21 protein-coding genes are annotated in these 14,585 nt (G+C 70.2%); 20 read left to right on the forward strand and 1 reads right to left on the reverse strand.

What is annotated here, in order from left to right; all coding sequences use genetic code 11:
- Genes FHX32_RS34095 through FHX32_RS34105 form a run of 3 tightly spaced genes read left to right on the forward strand, consistent with a single transcriptional unit; the run spans position 1 to position 3,081 of the window.
- Positions 1-1,236, forward strand: a complete 1,236-nt coding sequence (locus FHX32_RS34095; protein ID WP_167192325.1) for a carbohydrate binding domain-containing protein — start codon at positions 1-3, stop codon at positions 1,234-1,236.
- 47 nt (positions 1,237-1,283) lie between these two features.
- Positions 1,284-2,348: a DUF5047 domain-containing protein gene (locus FHX32_RS34100; RefSeq protein ID WP_486481480.1), complete on the forward strand. Its 1,065-nt coding sequence runs from the start codon at positions 1,284-1,286 to the stop codon at positions 2,346-2,348.
- A 1-nt stretch (position 2,349) separates the two neighbouring features.
- Complete coding sequence (locus FHX32_RS34105; protein WP_167192329.1) at positions 2,350-3,081, forward strand: hypothetical protein; 732 nt, start codon at positions 2,350-2,352, stop codon at positions 3,079-3,081.
- On the opposite strand, the gene FHX32_RS34110 is transcribed toward FHX32_RS34105, so the two are convergent.
- Positions 3,074-3,631: a DUF3152 domain-containing protein gene (locus FHX32_RS34110; RefSeq protein ID WP_167192331.1), complete on the reverse strand. Its 558-nt coding sequence runs from the start codon at positions 3,629-3,631 to the stop codon at positions 3,074-3,076. The two genes, FHX32_RS34105 and FHX32_RS34110, sit on opposite strands and share 8 nt — an antisense overlap.
- A gap of 61 nt (positions 3,632-3,692) precedes the next feature.
- Between FHX32_RS34110 and FHX32_RS34115 the strand changes: the two genes are divergently transcribed.
- From FHX32_RS34115 to FHX32_RS34200, 17 genes are all read left to right on the forward strand, one after another.
- A complete protein-coding gene (locus FHX32_RS34115) occupies positions 3,693-4,211 on the forward strand; it encodes a hypothetical protein (RefSeq protein ID WP_167192333.1) in 519 nt (172 codons plus the stop codon).
- A 2-nt stretch (positions 4,212-4,213) separates the two neighbouring features.
- Entirely contained in the window at positions 4,214-5,038 is an 825-nt protein-coding gene (locus tag FHX32_RS34120; RefSeq protein WP_167192335.1) for a hypothetical protein, read from the forward strand.
- A complete protein-coding gene (locus FHX32_RS34125; protein ID WP_167192337.1) occupies positions 5,035-5,343 on the forward strand; it encodes a hypothetical protein in 309 nt (102 codons plus the stop codon). The genes FHX32_RS34120 and FHX32_RS34125 overlap by 4 nt, the downstream gene beginning before the upstream one ends.
- A 13-nt stretch (positions 5,344-5,356) precedes the next feature.
- The gene (locus tag FHX32_RS34130) at positions 5,357-5,689 is read left to right on the forward strand and encodes a hypothetical protein (protein WP_167192339.1); all 333 of its coding nucleotides are present in this window, start codon (positions 5,357-5,359) and stop codon (positions 5,687-5,689) included.
- A 145-nt stretch (positions 5,690-5,834) separates the two neighbouring features.
- The gene (locus FHX32_RS34135) at positions 5,835-6,254 is read left to right on the forward strand and encodes a hypothetical protein (protein ID WP_167192341.1); all 420 of its coding nucleotides are present in this window, start codon (positions 5,835-5,837) and stop codon (positions 6,252-6,254) included.
- A complete protein-coding gene (locus tag FHX32_RS34140; protein ID WP_167192343.1) occupies positions 6,254-6,535 on the forward strand; it encodes a hypothetical protein in 282 nt (93 codons plus the stop codon). Before FHX32_RS34135 ends, FHX32_RS34140 begins: the two co-directional genes overlap by 1 nt.
- On the forward strand, positions 6,532-7,170 hold the full coding sequence (locus FHX32_RS34145; protein ID WP_208419812.1) for a deoxynucleotide monophosphate kinase family protein: 639 nt from the start codon (positions 6,532-6,534) through the stop codon (positions 7,168-7,170). Before FHX32_RS34140 ends, FHX32_RS34145 begins: the two co-directional genes overlap by 4 nt.
- Positions 7,171-7,366: 196 nt before the next feature.
- The gene (locus FHX32_RS34150) at positions 7,367-7,984 is read left to right on the forward strand and encodes a hypothetical protein (protein WP_167192345.1); all 618 of its coding nucleotides are present in this window, start codon (positions 7,367-7,369) and stop codon (positions 7,982-7,984) included.
- Positions 7,985-8,223: 239 nt separating this feature from the next.
- The gene (locus FHX32_RS34155; RefSeq protein ID WP_167192347.1) at positions 8,224-9,042 is read left to right on the forward strand and encodes a PD-(D/E)XK nuclease family protein; all 819 of its coding nucleotides are present in this window, start codon (positions 8,224-8,226) and stop codon (positions 9,040-9,042) included.
- The gene (locus tag FHX32_RS34160; protein WP_167192349.1) at positions 9,039-9,404 is read left to right on the forward strand and encodes a hypothetical protein; all 366 of its coding nucleotides are present in this window, start codon (positions 9,039-9,041) and stop codon (positions 9,402-9,404) included. The genes FHX32_RS34155 and FHX32_RS34160 overlap by 4 nt, the downstream gene beginning before the upstream one ends.
- Positions 9,401-9,742, forward strand: a complete 342-nt coding sequence (locus FHX32_RS34165; RefSeq protein WP_167192350.1) for a hypothetical protein — start codon at positions 9,401-9,403, stop codon at positions 9,740-9,742. Before FHX32_RS34160 ends, FHX32_RS34165 begins: the two co-directional genes overlap by 4 nt.
- 79 nt (positions 9,743-9,821) lie before the next feature.
- The gene (locus FHX32_RS34170; protein ID WP_167192352.1) at positions 9,822-10,556 is read left to right on the forward strand and encodes a recombination directionality factor; all 735 of its coding nucleotides are present in this window, start codon (positions 9,822-9,824) and stop codon (positions 10,554-10,556) included.
- A 296-nt stretch (positions 10,557-10,852) separates the two neighbouring features.
- A complete protein-coding gene (locus FHX32_RS34180; RefSeq protein ID WP_167192356.1) occupies positions 10,853-11,074 on the forward strand; it encodes a hypothetical protein in 222 nt (73 codons plus the stop codon).
- Positions 11,071-11,526, forward strand: coding sequence for a hypothetical protein (locus FHX32_RS34185; RefSeq protein WP_167182007.1), 456 nt, complete (start codon positions 11,071-11,073; stop codon positions 11,524-11,526). Before FHX32_RS34180 ends, FHX32_RS34185 begins: the two co-directional genes overlap by 4 nt.
- Positions 11,527-11,583: 57 nt before the next feature.
- Complete coding sequence (locus FHX32_RS34190; RefSeq protein WP_167182004.1) at positions 11,584-14,085, forward strand: phage/plasmid primase, P4 family; 2,502 nt, start codon at positions 11,584-11,586, stop codon at positions 14,083-14,085.
- Positions 14,082-14,228 carry a hypothetical protein gene (locus FHX32_RS34195; protein ID WP_167182001.1) on the forward strand — a complete coding sequence of 49 codons (147 nt, stop codon included), beginning with the start codon at positions 14,082-14,084 and terminating at the stop codon, positions 14,226-14,228. The genes FHX32_RS34190 and FHX32_RS34195 overlap by 4 nt, the downstream gene beginning before the upstream one ends.
- Positions 14,225-14,530, forward strand: a complete 306-nt coding sequence (locus FHX32_RS34200) for a hypothetical protein (protein ID WP_167181998.1) — start codon at positions 14,225-14,227, stop codon at positions 14,528-14,530. Before FHX32_RS34195 ends, FHX32_RS34200 begins: the two co-directional genes overlap by 4 nt.
- Positions 14,531-14,585: the final 55 nt, after the last annotated feature.

Below are 14,585 nucleotides of genomic sequence, written 5' to 3' on the forward strand. Positions count from 1 at the left end.
GTGCTCTCTCGGGTACGACTGTCGGCTCAGATTCCGTCGTCGGCCGCCTACGCCCAGATCGAGCGCTCCGCCGATCAGGTGCGATGGTCGACCGTGCGGGGCGCGACTGCGGTCGCCCCCGCCACGGGCGGGCGGGTATCGATCAGCGACTACGAGTTTGCGGCCGACACCGTCAACCATTACCGGATACGGGCCTTCCTCGCGAACGGCTGGGAGATCGGGCCGGCGAAGAACGCGAACCCGACCCTTGAAGCGGACGCGGCCGGATGGACAGGTAACGGCGGCACGGTCGTCCGGTCGACCGCCCAGGCACACGAGGGCGCGGCTTCGCTTCTCCTGACACCGGACGGCGTCTCCTCCGTCGTGCAGGCCCGCGCGACAAACGTGCCAGTCACCGCCGGAAACTTCTACGTCGCGTCGTCGTGGGTGCGGTCGGCGGTCGACCGCACCGCCGGAGTCAGCATCATTTGGAGGGACGCAGGCGGCGCGATCCTGTCTCAGACGATCGGGCCGACCGTGGCTCTGTCGGCAGACGTCTGGACATACCTCGAGGTGACCGGCGAGGCCCCGGTCGGGGCGACGCAAGCGACCTTCGTAGCGGCGTCGATGAGCGGCACTCCTCCGATCTCGCACACCCTGCACGTCGACGAGGCGTACTTCGTCGTGATCGGTGGTACCCCTGCGTACTCTGCCTCGATCACGCCGCAGCTCGACGGCGTATGGCTGAAGTCGGTAGCGCGCCCCTTCCTGAATAGGCGTGTAAACGTCCGCGACTTCTCGGACATCACGCGCCCGAGCCGGGCGGGCGTCTTCGAGGTCGTGAACCGGACATTCCCGGTCGCAGTGACCGACGTCCGCTCCTCGCGGCGATGGACGCTCGAGCTTAACGCGAACGACGCCGACGAGGCCCGCGACCTGGGCTTCGCGCTCGCCTCGGGCGACGTGCTCTTCCTGCACGTTCCGGCGACCGGCCGGCTCTCCGTCGTACCGTCCGGCTACGTCGCAGTCGGCGACGCCCGCGAGACGCTGCTCCCGACTCACGACCTGAAGCTTCGCGTCTTCGCCCTGCCGTGCACGGAGGTCGCCGCGCCTGGGCCTGACGTCGTCGGCGCGACGGTCACCTGTCAGGGCGTGCTCAACACCTATGCGACGTGCGCCGAGATGCTCGCGGCGCACCCGACGTGCCTCGACCTGCTCGAGCTCATCGGCGACCCGACGGACGTGATTGTCGAATGAGACCAGTCAGCGAAGCCTTCCTCCGCACCGTCCGAGGCCCGCACCGCATGGTCGCCGAGGTGCGGGTCGTCGCGCCGGGCCTGACCGGAGTCAACCCGGCCGGCACCCTCCTGTCTGTCACCCGCGGCGACGTCATGCTCGACGGCTCGGCGGACGTCCGCTCGACCGCCGAGGTCGTGATCTCCGATCAGCTATGGCCGACCCGCGCGAGCGACCTCCTCGCCCCGTACGGGAACGAGCTACACATCCGGCGCGGCATCCGCTACGGCAACGGCACGACGGAATGGGTAAGCCTCGGCTACCACCCGATCTATACGCCCGAGCAGCCCGACGCGCCGCGCGGGCCAATCCGCATCTCGGCGCGCGACCGGATGGCGAAGATCGTCGACGGCAAGCTGACTTCGCCCCGTGCCTTCCCTGCCGGGACGACGAAGGGCGCGATGCTGTCCGCCCTGATCACCGAGATTTACCCCTGGGCGACGATCGAATGGGACAGCGCGACCGTGCGCGACAGTGCGATCGGCCGGCAGATCATCGTCGAGCGCGACCGTTACGCCGCCTGTCACGAGCTCGTGACGAGCGTCGGCCGGATCTTCTTCTGGGATCACCGGGGCGTGCTCGTCGTCTGCACCCCGCCGGACGGCGACCCGGTATGGGACGTCTCGCACGGCGAGGGCGGCGTGCTCGTCCGCGTCGGTCGGCGACTGACCCGCGAGGGCGTCTACAACGGCGTTGTAGCGCTCGGCGAGGGTGCCGACACGACGACTCCCGCGCGGGCCGTCGTCGTCGACGCCAACCCGAGGAGCCCTACCTACTGGCACGGCGCTTTCGGCAAGGTGCCGCGCGAGTACGCGTCGCCGTTCATCACGACCGCCGATCAGGCGCGCTCGGCTGCCGCGGCGATGCTGACCCGTTCCCTGGGCCTGCCCTACGCGGTCGACTTCGCCACGGTGCCTAACCCGGCGCTCGAGCCCTTCGACCGTATCCGCATCCGGTATCCGGGGCGCTCCGAGACGCACGTGCTCGACCGCCTGCTCGTCCCGCTCAACGCCGAAGCGGCGATGACCGCGTCGACGCGCGAGCAGACCACCGTCTTGATCGGAGACATCTAAGGTGACCTACGCGACCGACGACCTCGCCCCGCTACTCACGCAGGAGCAGGCACCGGGCCTCGGCTTCCGGCAGGGCGTTGTCCTGTCATGGGATCAGACGACTGCCGAGAACACCGTCGACGTCGGGGGCGCGGTGCTCGTGAATCTGCCGATTCTCAACACCTCCGAGGCACAGTCGCTCAAGGCCGGCGACGTCGTCGGCGTGCTCACCTCGGGGCCGTCATGGTTCATCCTCGGCCGCGTCACCGTGCCGGGCACGCCGGCCGCGGCGTCGGCCCTGACGGCGATCTTCTCGCGGATTGTCGCCGCCCGCGACGACACCGCTGGCACGCGCTCATCCCAGGAGTACGGCGACCTGACCGGCTCGGCCGTCGGCCCGTCCGTAACGGTCAACATCTCGCCATCAGGGAAGGCCCTCGTGCTGTGGTCGGCACAGTGGGGCGGTACGGGCGACTGGGAGACGTATCAGGAAAGTAGCGTGTCGGTAGCGGTCTCCGGCGCGACGACCACCGCCGCGAATGAGAATTGGGCGCTGGGCTTCTCGCTCGAAAGCCTCTACACGCCAGGGCCGGCGGACGCTTCGCGCATACATCAGATCATGCAAGCAAGCATGATGCACCTATTCACCGGCCTGAATCCCGGCGAGACGACTTTTACGCTGAAGTATCGGAATAAGGAGAACGTCGACCCGGTCAGCTTCTCCACCCGAGAGATCGCCGTCTTCGCTATGTGAGGGCCGGCTCCGGCCATACGTTTAGCGTGCACGAGCGCAGGTCGAAATTGTGCGCCCGCATGAGCGGGGCCGGCCCCTCCTTAGTGCATTCCGTGTGATCGTGCCCGAGCATATGCCCGAGCTCGTGCAGCACAATCCACGCCCGCTGATCGTCGAGCGTGCCGCCTCGGGCCTCGAATTTCGGCCCGAGCGTCGTCCATGCCTCGTCGCTGATGACGACGAAGCCCTCGTCGACGTACGCACGGCCGATCGTCCCCGGCATCTTCTCAGTGCCGTACGTCCCGGCCGGCACGACACGCACTGTGAACGCCCCAAGGTCGGCGCGCCACCCGCGCGGGTCGTCGACGAGCGCATCGATGAAGGCGGCGACCTCGGCGCGGCTGACGTCGGCTCCGGGCAGCACCTCTACGACCGGCGGCGCGAAGTCGAGCGTCGCCGCCGGCTTCGCGGCGGCCGGTGCCTCCGGCTCGGTCAGCACGACTACCAACGCCGCGACCGCAGCCACGACTAGCGCGGTGACGAGCGCCCCGAGGGCCGCAACTCGCTTCATCGCTTCTTCCTTCCCGACGTCGGGCCGATTGTACGGCCTCGACTCACGCAAGGGGTATGACTTGGGACTCACGAACGTATATGGCCTGCCGTTCCTCGACCCCGAGGACGCCCCCGACATCGCCGGAGCAACGCAGGCTCTCGCCGAGGCGACCGAGGCCGAGATCGAGCGTATCGACCTCGCCTTCGAGACGACGGTCGGCTTCGAGGCGACGACCGAGACCACGCCGCAGTCAGTGGCCGCGTCGACTGTGATCGCCGTCCGATGGCAGCCCGCGAGCTCGAATGTAGGCGGCTTCGGCAAGCCGAGCGCCTTCGAGTGGACGGTGCCGACCGCGGGCGTCTACGCCGCGTCGATTCAGGGCGAGGTGAACAACGGGCAGACCGGCCGCGCCTACGTCGACCTCCTCCTCGACACGCGCCGCTACCGCGCCCCCTTCGGCGGCTTCTCCGAGAACGCCTTCGGCGTCACCGGCACGCGCCGGCTCGCCGCGAACGCGATCATCAAGGTCGAGCTCTTCTGCGCGACCGCGACGACGCTCCGCCCGTCGACGCTCGTCGTCTACAAGATCGGGGCCTGACGATGACGACCGCCCCGAAGAACCTGCTCGCCGTCCGCGAGCTGCTGCTCGAGCTGCTCAAGCCGTACGGCCTGAGCTCCGCCGAGGTCGGCATCGTCGGAGACTCCGCTCACCGCGGCGGGTATCACTGCGGCCGAGACCGCGTGATCTGGCGGAGCGGCCGGATCGACGATTACTCCGTCGACGAGTCGAAGCGCGACCGCGACGGCCTGAGCGACTACGCCTCGGCCCTCGACGTCGGCTCCTTCTCCGCGCGTGTAAACGGCCGGACGCACAACCTGCACACCTTCTCAGTCTGGCTCGTCGCGCAGTGCAAGGCCGGCACCGCCGATACCCGCAACATCCGCGAGGTCATCTACTCGCCCGACGGCCGCACCGTCCGGCGCTGGGACGACCTCGGCGTGCGCAGCTCCGGCGACTCCTCGCACCTCTGGCACACGCACATCTCCTTCTACCGCGACGCCACGAAGGACGGTCGCGGCCTGACGCCCGTCTTCCGGCGCTACTTCGCAGAGATTGGACTTCTCGACATGCCGATGACCGACGACGACCACCGCTTCCTCTTCGGCCGCGACCTCGTGCCGAACCCGTACAGCGACGCGGACACGAACCCGACCATCGCCTTCTCGACCTACATCCGCAACACGGCGCGGAGCATCGAGGAGACGAAGGCGGCCGTCGCCCGGCTCGAGGGCAAGGTCGCCACGCCCGCCCCGGTCGCCGTCGACGCCGCGGCCGTCGCCCGCGCGCTAGCCGCCGACGCCGACTTCGTCGCCGCCATCGCGAAGGCGGTCGCCGACGAGGAGGCCCGGAGGATGGCGGAATGACCGCCCCGTCGCCGTACGGGGGCGACGCTCCGCCCCCGGCGGTCGACGGCACGGCGTCACTCCTGATCATGATGGCGCGCCTCGAGGGCAAGGTCGACGCCGCCCTCGCCCAGCAGGGCGCGAAGGTCGACGAGCACGCCCGGCGCATCGACGCCATCGAGGGCGATCACGACGCCATCGACGCCCGCCTTCGGGCGGTCGAGCAGAAGGCGACCGTGACGCCGCGGGCGATGCTCGCCGCCCTCGCCGCCTTCGCCGCCATCGTCGCCGCCCTAACGCCATTCCTCGACCGCCTGTACTCCTGAGAGGTCATCGCCCATGACGCCACGCGCCGCCATCACGCGGGCGACCATCGCCGCAGCCGTCGCCCTGCTCGTCGCCCTGCTGAAGGTCTTCGGCGTCGACATGCCCGACGTCGTCGCCGACAACCTCGTCGAGGTCGCCGCCTTCGCACTGCCTATCGCCCTCGGCGCGTGGTACGCCCGGAAGGCGAAGCAGGCTGCCGCCCGCCCTACCGAGGGCGACGCCCCGCCGGTCACCGCGCCGGCCGAGGCGACGCCCTCCGACCCGGCCGCCATCGCCGAGGGCGACAACGCCCGCGCCTCGACTGGCACCGCCCTGCCGTCGCCCCTGCCGCCCTCGGGTGAGTAGGGCGACGCCATCGCCTGACGCCACGCACCGCCATCGCCCCGCCCTTCGGCCGCCATGCCGAGGGCGGGGCCTTTTCGTGTCTGTACACCTGCGCTCGCTCCGGCCGACTCGCTCTGTGACCGATTCACCGACACGAGGAGGCACCGTGCCGCCCCGCTCGCTCTACGACATCATCACTACCTACGGCACCGACCGGGCCTACACCTCGCGCTTTCGCCCGCGGCAGAAGGTCAAGCTGCCGGCCGAGCTCGGTGGCGCGACCGGCGAGGTCGTCGGCTCCTACGGACCCGCCCTCTGGGAGATCAAGGTCGGGGCGCGCGTCCTCGTCGTCTCCGAGGACGCTCTCGCGGTCGCCGCGCCGCAGTGGCGTCCGGGCGACGTCGTCGTCGTGACGTTCCCGAGCACCTCTGGCGTGTCCTTCACCTACGTCCGCGGACTGACCGACTGGCCCGGCGACCGGGGCGGGCGGAAGACGGACGCCTTCATGGACCGCCTCTACCTCCGCGGCCGGCTCAAGCCGGTCTTGCAGTCGGGCGGCGAGCCCTTCGACAAGGGCCGTCTCTGATGGCGCGCGTCAAGGTCGACGACCTCGTCGTCGCCGGCCGCGGCCTGGGCCGCGTGACCCGCGTCGGGAAGCACGCCGGAGCCGAGGGCGCGTGGGTCGTCTCGTCGACCGGCGACCCCGGCTCGACGACCGGCTACCCGACCTTCTCGCCCGACTTCTGCCTGAAGCTCGCCGTCGTCGGCGAGACCGTCTGCCCGAAGCCTCGCTTCGAGTGCTTCTGCGGCCTGACGCACGTCACCGCCGAGCAGCTCGGATGGCTGCCGAAGAAGGAGGCCAAGTGATCACCGTCCGCGAGCACTTCGCCGTCGACGCCCAGGGCACGGCCGCGGAGGTGCGCCAGCCCTTCTACCCTCGCCGGCCGATCGTCGGCATCATCGGGCGCAAGCGAGCGGGTAAGGACACCTTCGCCGCCCGGCTCGTCGAGGCGTGCGGCTTCCGGCGCTACGCCTTCGCCGACGCCCTGAAGCAGGCGGCGCTCGAGCTCGACCCGATCGTGACGCCGCTCGACACCGTGCAGAGCTCGCACCGTCTCTCCGAGGTCGTCGAGCTCATCGGCTGGGAGGGCGCGAAGGAGTACGCCGAGGTGCGCCGCACCCTTCAGCGCTACGGCGCGGCGATCCGCACGGTCGACCCCGGCTTCTGGCTGAGGCACGTCCTCGCCCAGGTCGAGGCCGATCACCCGACGCCGGCCGTCATCACCGATGTGCGCTACGCGAACGAAGCGCGGGCGATCCGCAACCGAGGCGGCTACCTCGTCCGCGTCTGCCGACCGAGCGCGGTCGACGAGACCGACCGGCACGAGAGCGAGACCGGCCTCGACGGCTACCCGACCGACGTCCTCGTGATGAACGACGGAACGGTCGGCGACCTGCACCGGAAGGCCGACGCAGTCGCGCAGCGATTGCAGAGCGTGTAAACACCCTGCCAAACGACAAGGCCCCGGCGGCGCATGGTATCGGCCATGCCTCGCCGGGGCCTTTCGGCGTTTGGGCGTAGGTATAGCAAACCTAAGACAGAATTAAGACAGGCCCGGTGCGAAAGGCGACTCACGCTTCGTATGATCACTGACGGCCTAGCCGACCCGCGGCAGCGCACGGAAAGGACGGGCAATCATGGAACGAACACGCACGCGGCAGGAGCTAGCGCGCGACCTCGTGCGCGAGCTGCGCCGCCTGAAGGCCCTCGACCCTAGCTCGCCCGAGCGTACCGAGGCGCTCCGCAGGGTGGCCGAGCTGAGCGTCGACCTCCGCGAGCACTTCCTCACTCCGAGCGGGCAACCTGACTGGGCGGCGCGTACGTGGGATTACCGGCACTTCATCATCGATCGCTACGCCGACGCCGGCTACTCGCCCGACGAGTCGCGCGCCACGCAGGCCGCAGTGCGCTACCACGTCTCGAAGTACGTCCGCGAGAAGCTCACGCCCGAGGAGGTCTCCGACCTGGGCCTGCGCACCGAATCGTCAGTCGACCGATCACGCGAGCAGCGCAACACGCGGCGAGCGCTGCTCAACGCCGCGAAACATCAGATAGCGCCGTCATCGTCGGGCGGGCCGGGGGGTGCCGACGTGCTCCGCGCCATCGCCGGAGCGCTGCTCGTCCTTCAGCACGTCGAGGCTGCGGCGCTCGCCGAGATGACGGAGACAGACCGCGTGCAGGCGCAAGCGGTGCTCGCGCGGATCGCGTCGCGGGCGGAGCAGCTCGGCGACGCGGCGGCGACGGCCGGCGAGTGACGAAGTGACGAAACAAACGTCACTCCATATCTAGTTCTATGTCTCCTCCTCCTCCTCCCTATAACAACTAATAGAGAGTGACGGTACTTCCGTCACTTCGTCACTCGAGGCCGCCCGCCTGCCCCGCGCAGCGCCCGCCGCCCTTCCGCCGCGGGCGCTTTTCGCGTGTGAACACTTAGACCCGCTCCGGCCGACTTGGGAGATGTCCCGTACATCTCACGAAAGGCCGGAAGCCTGCTGTGACGAGTCCAAAGGTAAGCACCATCAAGCGGGGCGGCTCCCGCTTCTACGTGCACCCCGAGAAGAAGACCAAAGTGCCGGGCGTGACGAGCATCCTCGACATGCTCCCGAAGCCCTTCCTGAAGCCCTGGGCGTCGAGGGTCGTCGCCGAGTACGCGATCGGCAACCTCGGCGAGATGGTCGGCCTCGCCCTGAAGGGTGACCCGCAGGGCGCGATCGACTACCTGAAGCGCGCCCCCGACCGCGACACGCGCAAGGCCGCCGACATCGGCACGGAGGCGCACGACTACTTCGAGACGATGGCGAAGGGCGAGACCGTCGGCCGCGTGCACCCTGAGATGAAGCCCTTCATCGAGCACTTCGATGCCTTCCTTCAGAAGGTGCAACCGCGCTTCGTCTTCATGGAGGAAACCGTCTGGTCGGAGACGCACGACTACGCCGGTAGCTTCGACGCCCTCGCCGAGATCGAGGGCGAGCTCGCGTGGCTCGACTGGAAGACCACGCGGAGCGGCGTGCACGAGGAGGTCGCCCTTCAGCTCAAGGCGTACGGGAAGGCCGACTACATCGTGCGCCCCGACGGCTCGCGCGTGCCGCTGCCGCAGGCCCAGGCGGCCGGCGTACTGCACGTCCGGCCGGAGGGCTGGGCGCTCTACCCGGTGCGGCACGACGACATCGTCTTCGAGCACTTCCTGCACCTGCGCGAGACGTTCCGATGGGAGCGCGAGCTCAAGGAGACTGTCTTCGGTGAGCCGATGGCCGGCTCGGACGTCGCGCCCCCGTCGCGGCACGCGACCTACTCGGGTCGGGTGACCCGATGACGCCGGAGCAGCTCGCCGAGGAGATCGCCTTTTGGGTTGACGGCGAGTACGCCGACGGCCTCGAGGCAAACCTAGACGCGAGCGCCGAGGGTGACTCAATCGTCTTCCGCGTCGGCGTCGTCGGACAGCCGACCCGGCGCTTCCGGGCGGTGCTCGTCGAGCTCGCGGAGCCGGACGACCCGAGCAGCGAGACGAAGGCGCTCTTCGACGCCGGCCGCGCCGACATGCTGCGCCGCGTGCTCGAGGAGGCCGAGACCTTCCGGGGCCTGATGAAGCGTCGGCGCTACGTCAACAACGCGAACGGCGTCGGCCGCTTCGTCGAGTACCTGCGGACGAAGCTCGCCGAGGAGGAGCGCTCGTGATCGAGGACGCCCCGGCCCTCGAGGTCGCATGGCTCGCCGGCCTGCTCGAGGGCGAGGGTGCCTTCGACCTGCACCGGGGGCGCTACCCGCGCATCCGACTCGCGATGACCGACCGCGACACCGTCGAGCACGCCGCCCGCCTGATGGGGGCGCACGTCCGAGTCGCGCTCAACGCCGCGCCCAACACCGCGACTTGGCACGCCGAGCTGAGCGGGCCGAAGGCCGAGGCCGTCATGCGGGCGCTCCTGCCGCTCATGCACACGCGGCGCTCGGCCCGCATCGCCTCGGTGCTCGGCCACGCCCCGGCGACGGACAAGTCGGCCCCGAAGGTCGCGTGAACACCTGACCGGCCTCCGGCCGACTTGCCCTTCGACCGACCCTGCGCGCTTCGGCGCGACGACACATCAGGAGACACCATTGGGACTCCGCATCTTCGAGACCGACCCGGAGGCCGCGCCGAAGGAGCGCACGCGCTTCGCCGACGACATCGTCGGGCGCTTCCGCTCCGGCTATCAGATCAACAACCGACCCGCGGCGCTCGAGAAGTGGCGCGTCACCACCGGCGACCCGGAGGTCGCCGACCGGATCGTCGAGCTCTTCGGTAGCGAGAACGGGCAGGAGCCGCAGAGCTGGGACACGCAGACCGAGGACAACCTCGAGGTCTTCACGACCTCCGAGCGCGTGACGATCATCCTCGACGGCCCCGACGCGATCCGGCAGGAGATGGTCCTCTGGGGCCGCGCGGGCGCGATCCGGCGCTGCGACGGCATCGAGCAGAAGGGCGTCGACAAGGACGATCAGGCGAAGGGCACGGGCTGCGTGTGCCCGCAGTCGTTCGCCGACCGGAAGGACGCGGCGAAGAAGGGCACCGGCTGTCAGCCCTCGATCACGGCCTACTTCCGGCTCGCCGACGACCCGGAGCTCGGCCGCTTCCGGTTCACCTCCGGCTCGTGGTCGCTCGTGAAGGACATCGTCTCCTTCGAGGAGCATCTCGCGAAGGCCGACGGCCCGGTGCGCGCGTGGCTGAGCCTCGAGGTCGTCGAGTACGGCGAGGGCCGCGACAAGAAGCGCTTCATCAAGCCGGTCTTCGAGATGCTGCCGGCGAAGGCCCAGGCGTCCGCCCGGCGCGCGACCGACGAGCCGCCCTACTGACGCGTGTAAACGCGTGAGTCGTCACTCCCGTTAGAAGCAGGCCCCGGTGCCGGTGCTGACATCCGTCCGCCGGCATCGGGGCCTTTCGACGTTTCAGGAGGAGCTATGCGAGACCCCTACCTTCCGCCGGTCATCTGGCGAGTCGTCGTGTCGGGCCGATCCGGCTATCAGACGACGCCCGCGAGCCGCAACTACACGAGCGAGACAGGCGCGCGGGACTACGCCGCAAGTCAGCGTGCGCGTGGCTACTCGGCGCGCATCTTCTGCGCGTTGCCGAGCTGGGAAGAGGTGACCGGGTGAGCAGCCGAACCCGGGGCTACGTCGGCCCCAGCGCTCCGATGTACCGGGCCGTCGCCTACGACGCCGAGGGCAACGCCGTCCGGTCGATCGGTCCATACGCGACGCGCAGGCCGGCGATGGCGGCACGCCGCAGCCTGACCCGGCGGGGCCTCGTCGTCCGTGTTGAGCAGGCATACCCCAACTGGATTCCGTTGCAGGGAACGGAGATCGAGGCGTGAGCAACCCGAACGGCGCGAAAGGCAGCCGGTGGGAGCGGGCGCTGCGCGTCTTCTTCCGCGCCGCCTCGATCAAGGCATTCAAGCCCTACGCCGAGGGCCGGCACGACGTCGGCGACCTGCACGGCCTCTCGCCCTTCATCGGTCAGGCGAAGGACTGGCGGTCGTGGGAAGACGCGATCCGGCTCGGCCTCGACGGCGCGGAAAAGCAGCGCGTGCACGCGGGCGAGCACTACGGCGTCACCTTCGTGAAGCGCGCCCGCCGCTCGACCGGCGACGGGTACGCGGTGATGCGGGTCGCGACGTTCGCCCGCGTGCTGCGCCGACTGCGGCGCGCTGAGGCGATCCTCGCCGAGATCGCCGGCCCGTCCGACCTCTACGAGGGGCACCTCGCCCAGGTCGAGCGCGACCTCGAGACCGACTTCGATGCCCTCGCTCGCGAGGCGAACAAGTGACGCCGGCCCGGCCGACTCGACCCGTGCCCGTGTCTCCGTCCCGAAAGGACATGATCTGTGACCCTCGATAGCTTCCTCGGCCGCTTCGCCGAGGTCGTCGACGAGCCCGACGGCTGGGTCGTTCCCTGCCCGGCGCACGCGGACTCGCGGCCGTCGCTCCGCGTCGCAGTCGGCGAGAGCGGCTCGCTCCTGCTGAAGTGCCGCGCCGGCTGCGCGACGCCGAAGGTGCTCGAGGCCCTCGACATGACCTTCGCCGACCTGGGCGCGATCGAGCTCGGCGAGGTGCAGGCCCGCGCCCGCTCGACCGACAAGCCGGCCGGCCCTGCGGAGGTCGCCCGGCTCGCGGCGCAGCTCGACAAGTACGCAGCGCATCTCGTCGGCGACGACCCGGTCGAGCCGACCGAGGGCATCCGCTACGCACACGACCGCTTCGGCGTCACGCTCGAAGACGCGCGCCGCCTCGGCCTGGGCCTCGCCCGCGACCTCGGCGGAGGCCCGCGCCTCGTCGTGCCCTTCCGCGACCGGGCCGGTGTGCCCCGCGGCTTCCAAGCCCGCGCCCTCGACCCAAAGGCGAAGGTGCGATGGCTCGGGCCGAAGTCGCCCGACGGTGCGAGCTGGGCGAAGGTCGGCTATCTGCCGGGCGAGTCCGGCTGGGCCGAGCTCATCGTCACCGAAGGCCCCGGCGACGGCCTGACCGCCTGCGCGGTCGGCTATGACGTCGCCTTCGTCCGCGGAGCTGGCCTCGCCGCGTCGGTCGCCGACGAGGTCGTCGAGCTCGCCGACGGCCGCCCGGTCGTGATCTGCGGTGACGCGGACGCGGCCGGCGACGGCTTCGCCCGGACGCTCGGCGCGGAGCTCGCGAAGCGCGGTCTGTCCGTCCGCAAGGTGCGCCCGCCGGCCGACGGCGACGACCTGACCGACTGGCGCGCCCACGACCCGGAAGGCTTCGCTACCGCCTTCATCCGGGCGGTGACCAATGCGCAAGACCCCGGCGGTCTGCGTACCCGGATGGCGGCGTGGACCGACGCCGACCTGACCGACGTCGCCGCGGCGCGCCGGCTGAAGCGGCACTTCGAGGACGCCGGCTCGGGCGTGCGCTACTCGCCCGAGGCTGGCTTCTTCCTGCTCCGCGACGGCGTATGGCGACCCGACCGACTCGACGACGTGCGCACGCACGCGCAGATCGTCGCCCGCTCGATCTGGGACGAGATCGGCGAGCTCGTCGACGCCCTCGAGGCCCTCGAGCAGGCCGGCGACCCGGACGGCGAGGCGGCGAAGCTGAAGCGTCGGATCGGGCAGCTCCGCTCCTTCGCGAAGCACGCCAACTCAACGAAGGGCATCGACGCGATGACGAAGGAGCTCCGCGCCCTTCAGGGCGTCGCGGCCGACCTGGGCGACTTCGACCGGCACCATCACCTGCTCGCGTGCCGGAACGGAGTTATCGACCTGCGGACGGGCGAGCTGCTCGAGCACGACCCGGCGCTTCTCCTGACCCGCCGCGTCGAGCTCGACTACGACCCCGAGGCGACCGCCCCGCGCTGGGAGCAATTCCTCCGCGAGGTCTTCCCGAGCCCGACGAAGCACGCCGGCTTGCCCGACTACATGCGTCGGCTCGTCGGCTACGGCATCACCGGGCAGACCGACGAGCAGTGTTTCGCGGTGCTCTGGGGCAAGGGCGCGAACGGAAAGAGCATCTTCACCGACACTCTGACGGAGGTCTTCCGGGAACACTCCGTTACGACGCCCTTCTCGACCTTCGAGGAGCGCCCGTCCGGCGGCATTCCGAACGACCTCGCGAGCCTGAAGGGTGCCCGGCTCGTCTTCGCCGCGGAGGGCGAGCAGGGCCGGCCGATGGCCGAAGCGATCCTGAAGCGGGTAACCGGGCGCGACCTGATCTCCGCGCGCTTCATGCGCAAGGAGTTTTTCGAGTTTCGGCCGACCTTCCTCCTGATGCTGGCGACTAACTTCCGGCCGCAGTTCCGAGGGCAGGACGAGGGCCTCTGGCGGCGCGTGAAGCTGATCCCCTTCGAGCGCTACTTCGCACCCGAGGAGCGCGATCACCGGCTCGGCGAGAAGCTCAAGGCCGAGGCGCAAGGCATCCTCGCCTGGGCCGTCCGGGGCGCGGTCGAGTGGTATCGGGACGGCCTCGCCGACCCGACGCCGATCGTCGACGCGACGAAGGAATACCGGCAGACCTCCGACGCCCTCGCCGGCCTCCTGCCGGGCGTGCTCACCTACGACGCCGAGGGTCGGATCACCGGGAAGCTAGCCTACGACGCCTATCTCGCGTGGGCGGACGAGGAGAACCTCCCGCCGAAGGAGCGATGGACGCGCCGGACGTTCTTCGGCGCGCTCGAGGAGCGCGGAGCCGAGAAGAAGAAGAGCAACACGGGCGTCTACTTCCTCGGCATCCGGCGGGCGAAGCAGAGCGACGCCCAGGGCGACGACGCCCCGGCCGGCGACCGTACACCCGAGCGCGCTCCGGCCGACTTGAAGAGGGAGAGCGAGACCCCGACGAGCGGACCGTCGCTCGAGAGCATCTTCGAGGAGGCACAGTGAAGCACTACCTGATCGAGATCGGAGACGTCGGGGCGCGCCTGACGCTGACCGCCGAGCAGGCCGACAACTACCGCTACCTCTTCGAGGTGCTCGAGGAGGCGAACGACGGCCTGCCGGTCGCCTCGATCGAGGAGGCCCCGTGACCGCCCCGGCCGACGACTGCGGCGTCGCCGCCGGCTGCGGCGCGTGCCCGCTCGGGCGGGCGGGCGTCTGCGGCGACCCGGTGCCCGGCGGCGTACAGCTCACCATCGAGGGCGCGCTCGCCGAGGCAGCCGACGCGTACGTCGACGAGGCGCTCGCCCGGATCGGTCGCGAGGTCGCCGACATGCCGGACGTCGACCCGGCCGAGCCGACGCCCGAGGGTGCTGGCTGCTGCGGCGGTCGCTGCGGCTCCGGCCTCGAGGTTGTCATCACCGACGAGGGCGACCCGGTGCTCACCAACTGAGCGACCCGACCCGCGAAGGGCCGGCTCTCCCGCGAGGAGGGTCGGCCCTTCCTCT

The sequence above is a fragment of the Micromonospora sp. CNZ280 genome (assembly GCF_011759515.1).